The organism is Mesorhizobium delmotii, assembly GCF_900149755.1.
GTDB lineage: Bacteria > Pseudomonadota > Alphaproteobacteria > Rhizobiales > Rhizobiaceae > Mesorhizobium > Mesorhizobium delmotii.
Genome location: NZ_FUIG01000046.1, coordinates 293986 through 309120, shown reverse-complemented (window position 1 = coordinate 309120; position 15135 = coordinate 293986). Strand labels below are relative to the sequence as shown.

The following is a 15135-nucleotide window of genomic DNA, read 5'->3' as shown; positions in this document are numbered from 1 at the left end:
TCATGGCAAAGACCTATTTCACCGAAGATCACGAATGGCTCCGCGTCGAAGGCGGTGTCGCCACCGTCGGCATCACCGACTACGCACAGGAGCAGCTCGGCGATCTCGTCTTCGTCGAATTGCCGGAGCTTGGGAAAAAGCTGGTCAAGGGCGATACGGCGGTGGTGGTCGAATCCGTCAAGGCGGCATCGGACGTCTATGCACCGGTCGACGGCGAGGTCACCGAGGCCAACACCTCGCTCTCGTCGGACCCGTCTTTGGTCAATTCGGCGGCAACCAGCGACGGCTGGCTGTGGAAGATGAAGCTGGCCGATGAAAGCCAACTCGAAGGTCTCCTGGATGAGGCCGCCTACAAAGCCCATATTGGTTGATAGAAGGACCAGGAAAGATGACTGCAGCACCCTACTCCTTCTCGGCCCGCCATATCGGCCCCGGCCTCAATGACGTCAGAGCCATGCTGGCGACGATTGGTGTTCCCTCGGTCGAGACGCTGATCAGCCAGGCTGTGCCGAAATCGATCCGGCTCGACCGGCCGCTGGCCTTGCCGGCCCCAGCGAGCGAAGCGGAGGCGCTTGCCGAGCTTTCAGCGACAATGGCGAAAAATACAGTTCTGAAGAGCTTCATCGGCGCCGGCTACCACGGCGTCCATGTGCCGCCGGTCATCCAGCGCAACCTGTTCGAGAATCCGGCCTGGTATACGGCTTACACGCCCTACCAGGCCGAGATCAGCCAGGGCCGGCTCGAAATGCTGTTCAATTTCCAGACGCTGGTCACTGAGCTGACCGGGCTGCCGGTGGCGTCTGCCTCGCTGCTCGATGAAGCGACGGCGGTGGCCGAGGCGGTCGGCATTGCGTTACGCCATCATCGCGACAAGCGGACCAAAGTGGCGCTGGCCGGCACGCCGCATCCGCAGACGCTCGACGTCGTGCGCACCCGCGCCGAACCGCTCGGCATCGAGGTCGACGGCGAAACCATCGACGACAATACCGCCGCTCTGCTGGTCTCCTGGCCCGACACGTTTGGGGTCTATGGCGACCACAAGGCGGCAATCGAGAAGGCCCGTGCCATCGGCGCGCTGGTCGTCTTCATTGCCGATCCGCTCGGGCTGACGCTGACCGACGCCCCGGCAAGGCTTGGCGCCGACATCGCCGTCGGCCCGATGCAGCGGTTCGGCGTGCCAATGGGCTTTGGCGGGCCGCACGCCGCCTATTGCGCCGTCTCCGACAGGCTGACGCGGCTGATGCCCGGCCGCCTTGTCGGTCAGTCGACCGACAGCAAGGGCCGCCCCGGCTATCGCCTTGCGCTCCAGACGCGCGAACAGCATATCCGCCGCGACAAGGCGACATCCAACATCTGCACCGCGCAGGCGCTGCTCGCCAACATGGCGACGGCCTACGCGATCTGGCACGGCCCCGCCGGGCTGCAGGCGATTGCCGGCCGAACCCATGAATTGGCTAACCGGCTGGCTGCCGGTCTCAAGGCAGCAGGCGTTTCGGTGCTTGGCGCAAGCCGCTTCGACACGGTGACGGTGGAAGTGAAAGGCAGAGCCGGCGCAATCGCCGCCGCTGCTGAAGAGACCGGCCGATTGCTGCGCGTCATCGACGCCGACCATATCGGCATCACCTTCGATGAGACCTCGACCGTTGCCGATCTGGACGAGATCGCGCCGCTGTTCGGCGCCAAAGCAGGCGCCGCTGCCGGCAGCACCATGCCCGGACAGCCGCGCGGCAAGGAGTTTCTCACGCAGCCTGTCTTCCACGACAACCGTTCGGAAACCGACATGATGCGGTTCCTGCGCCGGCTGGCCGACAAGGACCTGGCGCTCGACCGCGCCATGATCCCGCTCGGCTCCTGCACGATGAAGCTCAACGCCGCCGCCGAGATGATGCCGGTAAGCTGGCCTGATATCGCCAACCTGCACCCCTTCGCCCCGGCAAGCCATTCGGCCGGCTACCGCGCGATGATCGACGAGCTGGAAGGCTGGCTGGCGGAGATCACCGGTTTCGACGCGGTGACCCTGCAGCCCAATGCCGGCAGCCAGGGCGAGTATGCCGGGCTGCTCGCCATTCGCGCCTATCACCGCTCACGCGGCGAAGGGCATCGCACAGTCTGCCTGATTCCGTCATCCGCGCATGGCACCAATCCGGCGAGTGCGGCGATGGCCGGCATGAACGTCGTCGTCGTGCGCTGCACCGAAGACGGCAACATCGACGTCGATGACCTGAAAGCCAAGGCGGACGAGCATGCGCAAGACCTCGCAGCGCTGATGTTCACCTATCCCTCGACGCACGGCGTTTTCGAGGAAGGCGCGCGCGACATCTGCGCCCTCATCCACAGCCATGGCGGCCAGGTCTATTTCGACGGCGCCAACCTCAACGCGCTGGTCGGTCTCGCCCGCCCCGGCGACATCGGCGCCGATGTCTGCCACATGAACCTGCACAAGACGTTCTGCATCCCGCATGGCGGCGGCGGTCCCGGCGTCGGCCCGATCGGCGTCAAGGCGCATCTGAAGCCGTATCTGCCTGGCCACGTCACCGAAGGCTCGGGTCATGCCGTGTCGGCTGCACCATTCGGCAGCGCTTCGATCCTGCCGATCACCTGGATGTATATCCGCATGATGGGCGCTTCGGGCCTGAAGCAGGCGACCGAGACGGCGATCATTTCCGCTAACTACGTGGCGACGCGGCTCGAAGCGCATTTCCCGGTGCTCTACAAGGGCAGGCACGGGCGCGTCGCCCATGAATGCATCCTCGACACCCGCGTGCTCAAGGACAGTGCCGGCATCAGCGTCGACGACATCGCCAAGCGGCTGATCGATTATGGTTTCCATGCGCCGACCATGTCGTTTCCGGTGGCCGGCACCTTGATGGTCGAGCCGACCGAGTCCGAGCCCAAGAGCGAGGTGGATCGCTTCTGCGAAGCGATGATCGCGATATCGGCCGAGGCAGCCAAGGTGGCGAAAGGCGAATGGCCCTTGGCCGACAATCCGCTGGTCAATGCGCCGCATACAGCGGCCGAGGCGCTGGCCGGCCAGTGGACCCACCCCTATTCGCGCCTGGAGGCGGCCTACCCGGCCGGCGATGCCGACACATCAGCCAAATACTGGCCGCCGGTGTCGCGCATCGACAATGTCGCCGGCGATCGCAACCTCGTCTGCTCCTGCCCGCCGCTGTCGGAATATCTGGGGGCGGCGGAGTAGACCATGATCCCGAAAGGTGGAATCCGGTTTTCGGACAAGATCATGGTCTAACAAGAAGATAGAAGCCTCAGTCAGGCAGAACGCAAGGCCGGCGCGTCGGCCTTGCTCGTCTTCTGGGCGACGACGCGATTTCGCCCGGCGCGCTTTGCCGCATAGAGTGCGGCGTCGGCTTCGGCCAGCACATGGTCGAGACTGGTCCCATCCGTCCCGCCAAAGCCGATGCCGCCACTGACTGTGCTGCGCAACGGACCAAGCTGGGTGGCCACGACTTCCGTGCCGAAGGCGACGCTGATCTTGCTCGCAATGTCGTAAGCCTTCTCTTCAGTCATCCGCGACATGACGAGGACGAATTCTTCGCCGCCCAGCCGGAAGGCGTCGACTCCGGTCCTGGCATATTTCCTGATGACAGCGGCGAAGCGGCGCAGAACCTGATCACCGACCGGATGACCGAATACGTCGTTCGTTTTTTTGAAATGATCGAGGTCGAACATGGCGACGGACATGAACGGGCCGAAAACCCGCTCACCGTAGAATGCCGTCAACGCCCGCCGGTTCATCAGCCCGGTCAATGGGTCGGTCATGGTCTCGGCCTTCAATTCGATCTGCGCCTGCAAATGGTGCAGGGAGAGCGTCAGTGCCCCGAGCCCAGTCATGCAGGCGACCGCCACGACGGAATTCAACCGTTCGGCCCAGTTGTCGGGTGCAACGCCGAGCACCCACTGGCCCTCGACCAGCAGGACCGCGCCGCAAAGCACGAAGGACAGCGCACAGACGCCGCTCAGGAACGATACGACCAGCAATATCCGGCGATCGTGACCACCTTTGATCCAGAACATCACCCCGATTAGCGAGAGCAGCGCCGTTACCGTCGCGTAGGTGACGATGAAGCCGACGCCATCAAGGCCCAGCGACGTCACGCCTGCGCAAACCGCCATCGCAGCCACGGTCGGCAAGATGGCGCGCCTGTAGTCGCGCACGCCGAGATACTGCATGGCCGACAGGCAGAGGGTCAGGAAGCCCAGGCTGAGAAGCGCAAGCACAATCTGGCAAAGCCAGAGGCTGGGATGCCTGGCATAATGCCAGAACAAGACCACATGCGCGACGAGTACGAGAATGCCGCAGGCCACCGTCAGCACAAAGCGTGCCTGTGGCGCGGTGAACCAGATCGCAAACATGGTGATGCTGAGGCACGTGCCCGACAGCGCCGCCGCCAGCAGGAGCGAACTGTAATCCAACATGCGTAGGCGACTGCCTCTTGACGGTTCCGCTGCATTCTAGGCCAGCGGCAGCGGGCGGATACCGTTTTTCGGCCAACCTTCGGACGTAACCTTCGGACAAGGTTTACAAAGCGTCGATGCCCTCGACCCATTTCCGCCGCTTGGTTGTCGGATGGTTTTGCAGTAAGAGGCTCTATCCTCGAACGTAACAGGAACCTCCGTCGCCTGCCCGCAAAAAGCGTGGCAGTATCGGGTGGTGATTCGCAGCATCGGAATCCAGGACCAGCATGGACGACAGTAACGATCTTTTCGGCAGTTTGGACAAACAGCCGCAACCGGTTCGCGCAACCGCGCGCCCTGCCGACCCGCTGGTGCAGGCGGCGAAGCGCCCGGCATCCCGCGACGGCAGCGAGAGCTACAGTGCCGCCGACATCGAGGTTCTGGAAGGGCTGGAGCCGGTGCGGCGACGACCCGGCATGTATATCGGCGGCACCGACGACAAGGCGATGCACCATTTGTTCGCCGAGGTCATCGACAATGCGATGGACGAGGCGGTCGCCGGCCACGCAACCTTCATCGATGTTGAGCTTTTGGCCGACGGATATCTGGCGGTCACCGATAATGGCCGCGGCATTCCGGTCGATCCGCATCCGAAATTCAAGAAGCCGGCGCTCGAAGTCATCATGACGACGCTGCATTCCGGCGGCAAGTTCGACAGCAAGGTCTACGAGACCTCGGGCGGCCTGCACGGGGTCGGCGTCTCCGTCGTCAACGCGCTGTCGGACCATCTCGAGGTCGAGGTCGCGCGCGGCCGCCAGCTCTATCGCCAGCGTTTTTCGCGCGGCGTTCCGGTGACCGGCCTGGAGCAACTTGGCGAAGTGCACAACCGGCGCGGCACCAAGATCCGCTTCCATCCCGACGAGCAGATTTTCGGCAAGGGCGCGGCATTCGAGCCGGCGCGGCTCTATCGCATGACGCGCTCGAAGGCCTATCTGTTCGGCGGCGTCGAGATCCGCTGGACCTGCGATCCGTCGCTGATCAAGGAGAAGGACACGACGCCGGCCAAGGCCGAGTTCCATTTTCCCGGTGGCCTCAAGGACTATCTGAAAGCCTCGCTCGGCGACGAATTCCAGGTCACCCGCGAAATTTTTGCCGGCAAAAGCGACAGGCAAGGCGGCCACGGTTCACTCGAATGGGCGGTGACCTGGTTCGGCGGCGACGGGTTCCTCAATTCCTACTGCAACACCATCCCGACCGGCGAAGGCGGCACGCACGAGGCCGGCTTCCGCAACGTTTTGACCCGCGGCCTGCGCGCCTATGCCGAGCTGGTCGGCAACAAGCGCGCTTCGATCGTCACGTCGGAAGACGTCATGATCTCGGCGGCAGGCATGCTGTCGGTGTTCATCCGCGAGCCGGAATTCGTCGGCCAGACCAAGGACAGGCTGGCGACGATCGAGGCGATCAGGATCGTCGAGACTGCCATCCGCGACCCCTTCGATCACTGGCTGGCCGACAACCCGCAGGAAGCCTCGAAGCTGCTCGAATGGGTGATCGCGCGTGCCGACGAGCGGGTGCGCCGCCGCCAGGAGAAGGAAGTTTCGCGCAAGAGCGCGGTGCGCAAGCTGCGCCTGCCCGGCAAGCTCGCCGACTGCACGCAGAATGCCGCGGCCGGCGCAGAACTCTTTATCGTCGAGGGCGATTCGGCCGGCGGCTCGGCGAAACAGGCGCGCGACCGCGCCAGCCAGGCAGTGCTGCCGCTGCGCGGCAAAATCCTCAACGTCGCCAGCGCCGGCAACGATAAACTTGCCGGCAACCAGCAGATTTCCGACCTGATCCAGGCGCTTGGCTGCGGCACACGCTCGAAGTACCGCGATCAGGATCTGCGCTACGACCGGGTCATCATCATGACCGACGCCGACGTCGACGGCGCCCATATCGCTTCGTTGCTGATCACTTTCTTCTATCAGGAGATGCCGAGCCTGGTCCGCGGCGGCCATCTCTACCTGGCGGTGCCGCCGCTCTACTCGATCCGGCAAGGCGGCAAGGTCGCCTATGCCCGCGACGATGCGCACAAGGACGAACTTCTGCGCACCGAGTTCACCGGGCGCGGCAAGGTTGAAATCGGCCGCTTCAAGGGGTTGGGCGAAATGATGGCCGCCCAGCTCAAGGAAACCACCATGGACCCGAGAAAACGCACGCTGCTCAGGGTCGATGTGATCGACGCCGAGGCGGCGACCAAGGATGCGGTCGACGCGCTGATGGGCACCAAGCCGGAAGCCCGCTTCCGCTTCATCCAGGAACGTGCGGAGTTTGCCGAGACGGAAGTGCTGGACATCTGAGCGTCTTCTGCTCGGCGAACCGCAAACGGGCGGCCGTCACTGTTGCTAGGCAGTATGTGGCTGGCATCACCGAGCGAAGCGAGGCGGCCGACATGTCGCAGATCGCAGCCTCTCTGTGGATTATCGCCGCGATCGAGGATTTCCCGGATTTTTCGCGAAGGTCTAAGCCGCAGCGATCGCCAGCGCATGGCCGCGCGCGTTTTCGCGCAGCGCATCGAGATGGATCGATTTGACCAATCCGGCGAGATCGCCTTCGGCGGACTGCCCGCCCAACTCCTTCAGCATTAGCCAACTGACTTCCTGGACGCCGGCGAGGCGCTTGCCATTGGCGACCTCGCGCCAGATCTTTAGCGCACGCAGGATGATCGCGTGCGTGGCCGCGGCAAGGCCGGCGCTGCGGAACAGCGCCTGCAGCGCCACGTCGTGCCCGCCGGCCAGCAGCGCTCTCACCCGTTGTTCGGATTGCTGGCTGAGCGCGACCAGCGCCGAGCCGAAGAAGTCGACCTTGCCATGCGCGATGGTGCGAATGATGAAGCTTGCGGTCAGGTCGCCGCGCAGGCGCAGATGCTCGATGAGCGCCGCATGTTCTTCCTGGCGCGTGCCTTCGATCAGCGTCATGGAAGCTTTGACGCAGGCGTCGCGCATGACGCGCTCGGTTCTGGCACGGCCCATCAGCGCCACCACCAGCGGCGAGCCTTTAAGCGTTTCACCAAGTTTTATCAGCAGCATATGCCGGCAGTCGGCAGGCAGGCGCGCATCGGAAATCAGCGCTTCGCGCACCGAAGGCAGATGGCCATGGCGTTCGGCGATACGGCGGAAGCTGAGCGAAGCGATGTCGGCGCCGCTGTTGGCGAGAAGCGTGGCGCAGGCTTCCGGCTCGCCGATTTCGGCGATCGCCGCTGCGACCGCCATGGAGACACGCGCACGATCGGCGATCAGTTTCTGCGTCGCCTTTTGGCCACCGGCAACGCGGTCGATCAGATCGGCATCGGTGAGCATCGGCGAACGTGCCAGCACCAGGCTTGCAACTTCCGGTTGATCTGACGCCAGCGCGCTGATGATCTGCAGCGGCGCGTGATGGCTCATCGACAGCGCTTCTGCAATCGCCAGCCGCACTTTCGACGAGGCATCGTCGAGCAGCAGCGTCAGCGCGGCCTCCGCCGCGCAGCGATCCTCGAAAGGCAGATCGGCATTGATGTAGGCGCGAGCTAGAGCGCCTGCCGCAGCGGCGCGCTCCGAAACCCTCGCCGTGTAGATCCATTTCAGGAAATGCGAAACAACCATGCCGTCCGCTGCGCCCCTAACCCGAGTCCGTTCCCGCCCCAGTGAAGACCGTAAGCAGAAATGGTTTACGAACGGTTCACCATGTTTGTTAACTGGCTTGCGAGCGCGGTATGCAGCGCCTATCAACCTTTCCTTAGAGCGACATGGTCCCTTTCGGAAAGTACGCTCTAACACTTTGAATCTTCGCATCGTGTTTTCCGAAAAATCGATTCCGATTTTCGGGCCGATGCGGCAGCGGAGGACATCGATCATGGCCGGGCTTTATCTGGAAGAGTTCGTCGTCGGCCATGTCTTCCGGCACACGCTGCGGAAAACCGTCACCGAAAGCGACAACATGCTGTTTTCGGTAATGACGCTGAACCCGCAGCCGCTGCACATCGATTTCGACTTCGCCGCCAAAAGTGAATGGGGCAAGCCGCTGGTCAATTCGCTGTTCACGCTGGGCCTGATGATCGGCATTTCGGTGAACGACATCACCGTCGGCACCACCATCGCCAATCTCGGCATGAAGGAGACGGTGTTTCCGCATCCGGTCTTCCACGGCGACACGATCCGCGTCGAGACGACGGTGGTGTCGGTGCGCGACTCCAGGTCGAAGCCGGACCGCGGCATCGTTGAATTCGAGCACCGCGCCTACAATCAGAACGACGTGCTCGTTGCCAAATGCACGAGGCAGGCGATGATGATGAAGAAGGCGGCCTGACCGATGCGCTCGCTGCTGTTCGTTCCCGGCGATTCCGAAAAGAAGCTGGAAAAGGCGTTTGGCGCGGGCGCCGACGTGGTCATCGTCGATCTCGAGGATTCGGTCGCGCCACAAAACAAGGCTTTGGCTCGCGACATCGCCGCACGCTCCATCACCGAACACAGGCATCAAACCAGATCCGCAATCTATGTCCGCATCAACGATCTCTCGACCGGCCTGACCGATGACGATCTGGCGGCACTCGTGCCAGTGAAACCCCACGGCATCATGCTGCCGAAGTCGAACAGCGGACAGGATGTCCAGCATCTCTCGGCCAAGCTCAGGGTGCACGAGGCCGAAAGCGGGCTGCCGGATGGTGCGATAAAAATCCTGCCGATCATCACCGAAACAGCTGCCGGCGTGCTGGCGGCTGCGACCTACGCCAACGCAAGTGCGCGGCTTGTCGGCGTGACCTGGGGTGCGGAAGATCTATCGGCAGCAATCGGTGCGCGCACGGCCCGCGACGAGAATGGCCGCTACACCGATGTGTTCCGCTTCGCCCGCACCATGACCATCCTCGCCGCGGCTGCTGCGGAAGTCGCGGCGATCGACACGGTTTTTCCGCACTTTCGCGACATGGCCGGCTTCGAGGCGGAATGCGCCGAGGCAGAGCGCGACGGCTTCACCGGCAAGATGGCGATCCATCCGGCGCAAGTGCCGGTCATCAACGCCGCCTTCACGCCGTCGGCTGAGGCGGTGAAACACTCCCTGGTGATCGTTGAGGCATTCGAGGCGGCTGGAAATCCCGGCGTCGTCGGCATCGATGGCAAGATGTACGACCGGCCGCATCTCAAGCTGGCAGAGCGGCTTCTGACGCGAGCCAGAGCGGCAGGGATTCCGGCCTAATATTTTGCCAGCCTAATCTTTTCTCCAGCGAGGCCGGCTCATTGAAAATATCTCGCTGACGCTGGCATAGTCCATATAGCCGAGACGGCCGACATTGCCCACCTTGACGATATCGAACATGCCGTCTTTCAGAAATGCATCGTCGATATGCACGCCGACGACTTCGCCGGCAACGACGACAGCACCGGTCAGCGTCCCGTCCAGCGCCTTTGGCCGCAAGATCTCCGTCACCCGGCATTCAAGCGCCGCGGGCGCCGCCGCCACGCGGGGTGCCGCAACCAGCCGCGACGGCGCCATGGTGAGATCGGCATAGTCGAATTCGGTGACGCCGCGCGGCGCATCGACCGCCGTGCGGACCATTTTTTCAGCAAGATCGCGGCTGACGAGATTGGCGACGAACTCGCCTGTTTCTTCGGCGAAGGTGGCGCTGTCCTTCTCGCCTTCGGACGAAAACCAGACGATGAAGGGCCGCGTCGAAAACGCATTGAAGAAGGAATAGGGGGCGAGGTTGACCTCGCCGGCCTTGTTCACCGTCGAGATCCAGCCGATCGGCCTTGGCGCCACGATCGCCTTGGACGGGTCATGCGGCAGCCCGTGACCTTTAGACGGCTCGTAGAACATTCAGCCCACCCACGGCCCCGCATAGTCGGCATAGAGCTTTGCCGGATCAGGCCGCGGCCGCTCGGGCGCCGGCCCCTGATAGGAACCGATATGGACGAATCCGACGACCCGCTCATGCGGCGCCAGCCCCAGGATCGCCCTGCCCTCCGGCACATCGGAATACCAGTTGCTGATCATGTTGGTGCCATAGCCCAGCGCATTGGCTGATATCATCAGGTTCATCGCCGCCATTCCGCCGGACAGGAACATCTCCCATTGTGGGATTTTTGGGTTTTCCTTCGGGCTCGACACCACGCCGATCACCAGCGGCGCGCGCGAAAAGCGCGCCAGTTCCTGGTTGTGGCGGCCTTCTGGCAGCGGCCCTTCGCGCTGTGCGGCTAGGGCTGCCAGCTTCTTGCCGATCTCGACGCGTGCCTCGCCGCGATAGAGGATGAAGCGCCAGGGCTCGAGCCGGCCGTGGTCCGGCACCCGCGAGGCGGCGGCAATCATCGTCGCGATGTCAGCGTCGCTAGGTGCTGGTTCCTTCAACTCCGGGATCGGCGCGGAATTTCGGGTCAGCAGAAAATCGATGATCGGCGACGCCATGAGCGCAAGTCTCCTTGGAATTTAAGCTGAAGCGCACCATCGGGGCATCGGGCGGCTCGGGCATTGGCGCGGCGCGCCGACAAAGAGCCTCTAGCAGAAGCTGATCGGACTCTTAAGCCTTGAAATTGCCACCGCCTTGGGCTTCAACGCAAGGCATGTTTGAGGGGACATTGCGACTTTTCCTGATCTGGCTCGCTGCCGCGCTGTTGATGGTGCCGGTGTCGCTTGCCGTCGCTCAGGATGCGGACGGCCTCGGAGATCTGAAACTTCCCGGAATTTCGAGCTATGCGCCTCCGAAAAGCGATGCACCGCTGGCATCGGGGAGCAGCGGGGCGATCACGCTGTCGGCGCAATTGACCGACAAAGGCGCCGACATCACACGCGGCATCGTCTGGCGCGTCTTCAAGCCTGACCCCACCGGCGACGGCAAGCTGCCGATGGTCGCTTCCGCCCATGGCGGCAGCGCGGTGTTCCAGCTCGAGCCCGGCAGCTATCTGGTCCATGCCTCCTACGGCCGGGCCGGCGCCACCAAGCGCATCACCGTCGGCAAGGATGCCAAGCGCGAAAGCCTCGTGCTCGATGCCGGCGGACTCAAGCTCGACGCCGTGCTATCGGGCGGGGTGCGAATACCGCCGAAGAAACTGCGCTTTTCGATCTATGAAGGCCAAGCCGCGGCCAATCACGATCGCGCCCTGATCATACCCGATGTCGAGCCGAACAGCGTCGTGCGGCTGAACGCAGGCGTCTACCACGTCGTCTCGACCTATGGCTCGGTGAATGCGGTCATCCGCTCCGACATCCGCGTCGAGGCCGGCAAGCTGACCGAAGCGGCCGTCGAGCATCGTGCGGCGGAGATGACTATGAAGCTCGTACGCGAGTCGGGTGGAGAGGCGATCGCCGACACCTCCTGGTCGTTGCTCAACGAATCCGGCGATCCCATCAAGGAAACCGTCGGCGCCTTTGCTTCGATGGTGCTTGCCGAGGGCGACTACACGATCATCGCCAAGAACCGCGACCGGATCTACCAGAAGGATTTTACCGTCGTGGCCGGGCAGAACAAAGAAGTCGAGGTTTTGGCCACGGAGGCATCAGCGATGGATCCCGAGGAAGGTGCGGACTAACCGTCCGGATACTGCCGTGTAGATTCGGGTCCAGCAGCCCATGATTTGTCGATCAGGCTGCCTTGCGTATGCGTCGCGGCAGGAATTGGCCGCGGCCGCGCGCCTCGGCCGGCGCCAGATCGAAAACGCCACGATGGAGGCGGTCGAGCAAAGCCTTGCGGTCGCGCAGCGGCTCCAGTTCGTCCCATCCCAGCACGTCGCCGATACGCACATCGATCGATTTGCCCGACAGCCGCGCGAATTCGTGGATGAGCAGGGAAATGCGCAGCGTCAGCGAAGCCCTACCGACTAACTTCGCCACGCGCCCGTCACGCTCGGCCATGTTCATCGGTCCGCTGACCAGGTGGAACAGCCGGCCGTTCTGGCCGGTAAGGTGCATTGGGACAACCGATGCCTTGGCATCCTGGACGAGACGGGCCGGAAACATCTTCCACGGCAGATCACGCGCCCGGCCAAAACCTTTTGGCGCGGTGGCGACGCCGCCCGCGGGGAAGATGACGATGATGACGCCCTCTTTCAGCAGCCGCACCGCCTCATGGCGCACCGCCATGTTGTTCTTCAGCGCGTCCTTGGTCTCGGAAAAGTCGATCGGCAGCGAATAGGGCTCCATCTCGCGGATCTTGAGCAGATCCTTGTGGATCATGACACGGAACGGGCGCTGAAGCTGCTCGGCCAGCGAGAGCACCGCAATGCCGTCGCCGATGCCAAACGGATGGTTGGCGACGATCACCAGCGGCGTGTCAGGCGATTTTTCCGGCGGCCATTGGCCGGTGGTCCGCACCTCGACATTGATCAGCTCCAGCATGCGGCTGAACACGCGCTCGCCGGTCGGCACCACATGGCGCCGCCAAAAGTCATAGAGGGCCGCGAAGCGGTCGCGACCGGACAGGCCTTCGATGGAGTGGATGAACCAGCGCGTCAATGCCGGCTGATGCGGGCTGGCATAGGAAAGCTCGGGAAACGGTCTTTCGCGCATCTTCAGCTTGAGCATGAGGGCTCGTTACAAGGCTGGCGTGACAAGCATGTGAAATGGGTGGATCGCTCCACCGCCATTTCGTCGACAATCCGGCTGAACTCAGGCCGCTCGTCTGCGCTTGCGGTCGGGCGTCACCGCTTCTTCGGCAAGCATTGCCACCGCCTGGCCAAGGCCGAGCGATTCCTGGTCGCGCGAGCCGAGCCGGCGGATGTTGACCGTCTCTTCCTCCGCCTCACGCTTGCCGCAGACGAGGATGACCGGAACCTTGGCCAGCGAGTGCTCGCGGACCTTGTAGTTGATCTTCTCGTTGCGAAGATCGGCTTCCGCCAACAGTCCGGCTGCCTTCAGTTGCGCGACGACCTTTTGCGCATAATCGTCGGCATCGGAGGTGATCGTTGCAACCACCACTTGCAGCGGTGCGAACCACAGCGGGAAATGGCCGGAATAATTCTCGATCAGGATGCCGAGGAAGCGCTCCATCGAGCCGCAGATGGCGCGATGCACCATCACCGGCTGCTTTTTTTCCGAATCCGAGCCGATGTAGAAGGCGCCGAACCGTTCCGGCAGGTTGAAATCAACCTGCGTGGTCCCGCATTGCCAGTCGCGGCCGATGGCGTCCTTCAGCACATATTCGAACTTCGGTCCGTAGAACGTGCCCTCGCCCGGATTGACGCCCGTCTTGATCCGGTTGCCCGACCGCGCCGCGATCTTGTCGAGCACGTCCTGCAGCACGTCCTCGGCATGATCCCACATCGCGTCGGTGCCGACCCGTTTTTCGGGGCGGGTCGCCAGCTTGACGGTGATTTCGTCGAAGCCGAAGTCGGCATAGGTCGACAGGATCAGGTCGTTGATCTTGATGCACTCGTCGGCGAGCTGTTCCTCGGTGCAGAAGATGTGGGCATCGTCCTGGGTAAAGCCGCGCACGCGCATCAAGCCATGCAGCGCGCCGGACGGCTCATAGCGATGCACATTGCCGAATTCCGCAAGTTTTACCGGCAGATCGCGGTAGGACTTCAGCCCGTGCTTGAATATCTGGACGTGGCCGGGGCAGTTCATCGGTTTCAGCGCAAACACCCGGTCGTCGTCGGTGTCGTCGCCGGCAACCGTCACCTTGAACATATTGTCCCGGTACCAGCCCCAGTGGCCTGACGTCTCCCACAGGCTCTTGTCGAGCACTTGCGGCGCGTTGACTTCCTGATAACCCTGCTCGTCGAGGCGGCGGCGCATGTAGTTGACCAGGTTCTGGAACAGTCTCCAGCCCTTGGCATGCCAAAAGACGACGCCCGGCCCCTCCTCCTGGAAATGGAACAGGTCCATCTCGCGGCCGAGCTTCCTGTGGTCGCGCTTTTCGGCTTCCTCCAGCATGGTCTGATAGGCATCGAGCTGCGCCTGGTCTGCCCAGGCCGTGCCGTAGATGCGGGTCAGCATCGGGTTGTTCGAATCGCCGCGCCAATAGGCGCCGGCCACCTTCATCAGCTTGAAGGCGCTGCCGATCTGTCCGGTCGAGACCATGTGCGGGCCGCGGCAGAGGTCGAACCAATCGCCCTGCGCGTAGATCTTGAGGTCCTGATCTTCGGGAATGGCGTCGATCAGTTCCAGCTTGTAGCGCTCGCCCTTCTCGGCAAAGATTTTTTTCGCCTTCTCGCGCGACCACACCTCTTTGGTGAACGGCTTGTTGCGCGCGATGATCTCGCGCATCTTCTTCTCGATCACCGGGAAATCGTCGGGCGTGAACGGCTCGTTGCGGGCAAAATCATAGTAGAACCCGTTCTCGATCACCGGGCCGATGGTCACCTGCGTACCCGGCCACAATTCCTGCACGGCTTCGGCCAGCACGTGTGCTGCGTCGTGGCGGATGAGCTCCAGCGCGCGCGGGTCTTCGCGGGTGATGATCTCGATCTTGCCGGACTTGCCGAGCGGATCGGAGAGATCGCGCACCACGCCATCGATCGAGTAGGCGACCGCCTTCTTGGCCAGCGACTTCGAGATCGATTCTGTCAGGCCGGCGCCGGTCATCGCCGCATCGTAGTCGCGGACGGAGCCATCGGGAAATGTCAGGGAAACGGAATTCAGCATAAAATTCTCCTATCCAGTCCCGCAAACGAGCGCGGGTGGTGAAATGCACGTCGCCCAAGAGTGTGCAGCGGTTTTGGGGCTACGACATGCACAAGGTAAACGCCGGATGTGCGTCCGGCGGCAGTCTTT

Annotated in this window: 12 protein-coding genes; 6 read left to right on the top strand and 6 right to left on the bottom strand. The window is 63.1% G+C overall.

Annotated elements, in window-relative coordinates:
* Positions 1-2 precede the first annotated feature (2 nt).
* On the top strand, positions 3-371 hold the full coding sequence (gene gcvH / locus BQ8482_RS29080) for a glycine cleavage system protein GcvH (RefSeq protein ID WP_123150707.1): 369 nt from the start codon (positions 3-5) through the stop codon (positions 369-371).
* 17 nt (positions 372-388) lie between these two features.
* Positions 389-3199, top strand: coding sequence for an aminomethyl-transferring glycine dehydrogenase (gcvP, locus tag BQ8482_RS29075; protein ID WP_123150706.1), 2811 nt, complete (start codon positions 389-391; stop codon positions 3197-3199).
* Between the two features lie 71 nt (positions 3200-3270).
* On the opposite strand, the gene BQ8482_RS29070 is transcribed toward gcvP, so the two are convergent.
* Positions 3271-4437, bottom strand: coding sequence for a GGDEF domain-containing protein (locus tag BQ8482_RS29070; protein WP_123150705.1), 1167 nt, complete (start codon positions 4435-4437; stop codon positions 3271-3273).
* Between the two features lie 266 nt (positions 4438-4703).
* Here BQ8482_RS29070 and parE point away from each other — a divergent pair, with 266 nt between their 5' ends.
* On the top strand, positions 4704-6755 hold the full coding sequence (parE, locus tag BQ8482_RS29065; RefSeq protein ID WP_123150704.1) for a DNA topoisomerase IV subunit B: 2052 nt from the start codon (positions 4704-4706) through the stop codon (positions 6753-6755).
* Between the two features lie 162 nt (positions 6756-6917).
* Here parE and BQ8482_RS29060 read toward each other — a convergent pair whose 3' ends face one another.
* The gene (locus BQ8482_RS29060; protein ID WP_123150703.1) at positions 6918-8039 is read right to left on the bottom strand and encodes a DUF2336 domain-containing protein; all 1122 of its coding nucleotides are present in this window, start codon (positions 8037-8039) and stop codon (positions 6918-6920) included.
* 226 nt (positions 8040-8265) lie between these two features.
* Here BQ8482_RS29060 and BQ8482_RS29055 point away from each other — a divergent pair, with 226 nt between their 5' ends.
* Both BQ8482_RS29055 and BQ8482_RS29050 read left to right on the top strand, forming a co-directional pair.
* Complete coding sequence (locus tag BQ8482_RS29055) at positions 8266-8742, top strand: MaoC family dehydratase (RefSeq protein WP_473487241.1); 477 nt, start codon at positions 8266-8268, stop codon at positions 8740-8742.
* Positions 8743-8745: 3 nt separating this feature from the next.
* Positions 8746-9627 carry an HpcH/HpaI aldolase/citrate lyase family protein gene (locus BQ8482_RS29050; RefSeq protein ID WP_123150702.1) on the top strand — a complete coding sequence of 294 codons (882 nt, stop codon included), beginning with the start codon at positions 8746-8748 and terminating at the stop codon, positions 9625-9627.
* Between the two features lie 12 nt (positions 9628-9639).
* On the opposite strand, the gene BQ8482_RS29045 is transcribed toward BQ8482_RS29050, so the two are convergent.
* Together BQ8482_RS29045 and BQ8482_RS29040 are read right to left on the bottom strand one after the other, a co-directional pair.
* Complete coding sequence (locus tag BQ8482_RS29045; RefSeq protein ID WP_123150701.1) at positions 9640-10248, bottom strand: flavin reductase family protein; 609 nt, start codon at positions 10246-10248, stop codon at positions 9640-9642.
* A complete protein-coding gene (locus BQ8482_RS29040; RefSeq protein WP_065009459.1) occupies positions 10249-10833 on the bottom strand; it encodes a nitroreductase family protein in 585 nt (194 codons plus the stop codon).
* A 155-nt stretch (positions 10834-10988) separates the two neighbouring features.
* Between BQ8482_RS29040 and BQ8482_RS29035 the strand changes: the two genes are divergently transcribed.
* Positions 10989-11954: a hypothetical protein gene (locus tag BQ8482_RS29035; RefSeq protein WP_123150700.1), complete on the top strand. Its 966-nt coding sequence runs from the start codon at positions 10989-10991 to the stop codon at positions 11952-11954.
* Positions 11955-12006: 52 nt separating this feature from the next.
* On the opposite strand, the gene BQ8482_RS29030 is transcribed toward BQ8482_RS29035, so the two are convergent.
* Together BQ8482_RS29030 and thrS are read right to left on the bottom strand one after the other, a co-directional pair.
* A complete protein-coding gene (locus BQ8482_RS29030) occupies positions 12007-12945 on the bottom strand; it encodes a lysophospholipid acyltransferase family protein (protein ID WP_123150699.1) in 939 nt (312 codons plus the stop codon).
* An 84-nt stretch (positions 12946-13029) separates the two neighbouring features.
* Complete coding sequence (gene thrS, locus BQ8482_RS29025; RefSeq protein ID WP_123150698.1) at positions 13030-15006, bottom strand: threonine--tRNA ligase; 1977 nt, start codon at positions 15004-15006, stop codon at positions 13030-13032.
* Between the last annotated feature and the right edge of the window lie 129 nt (positions 15007-15135).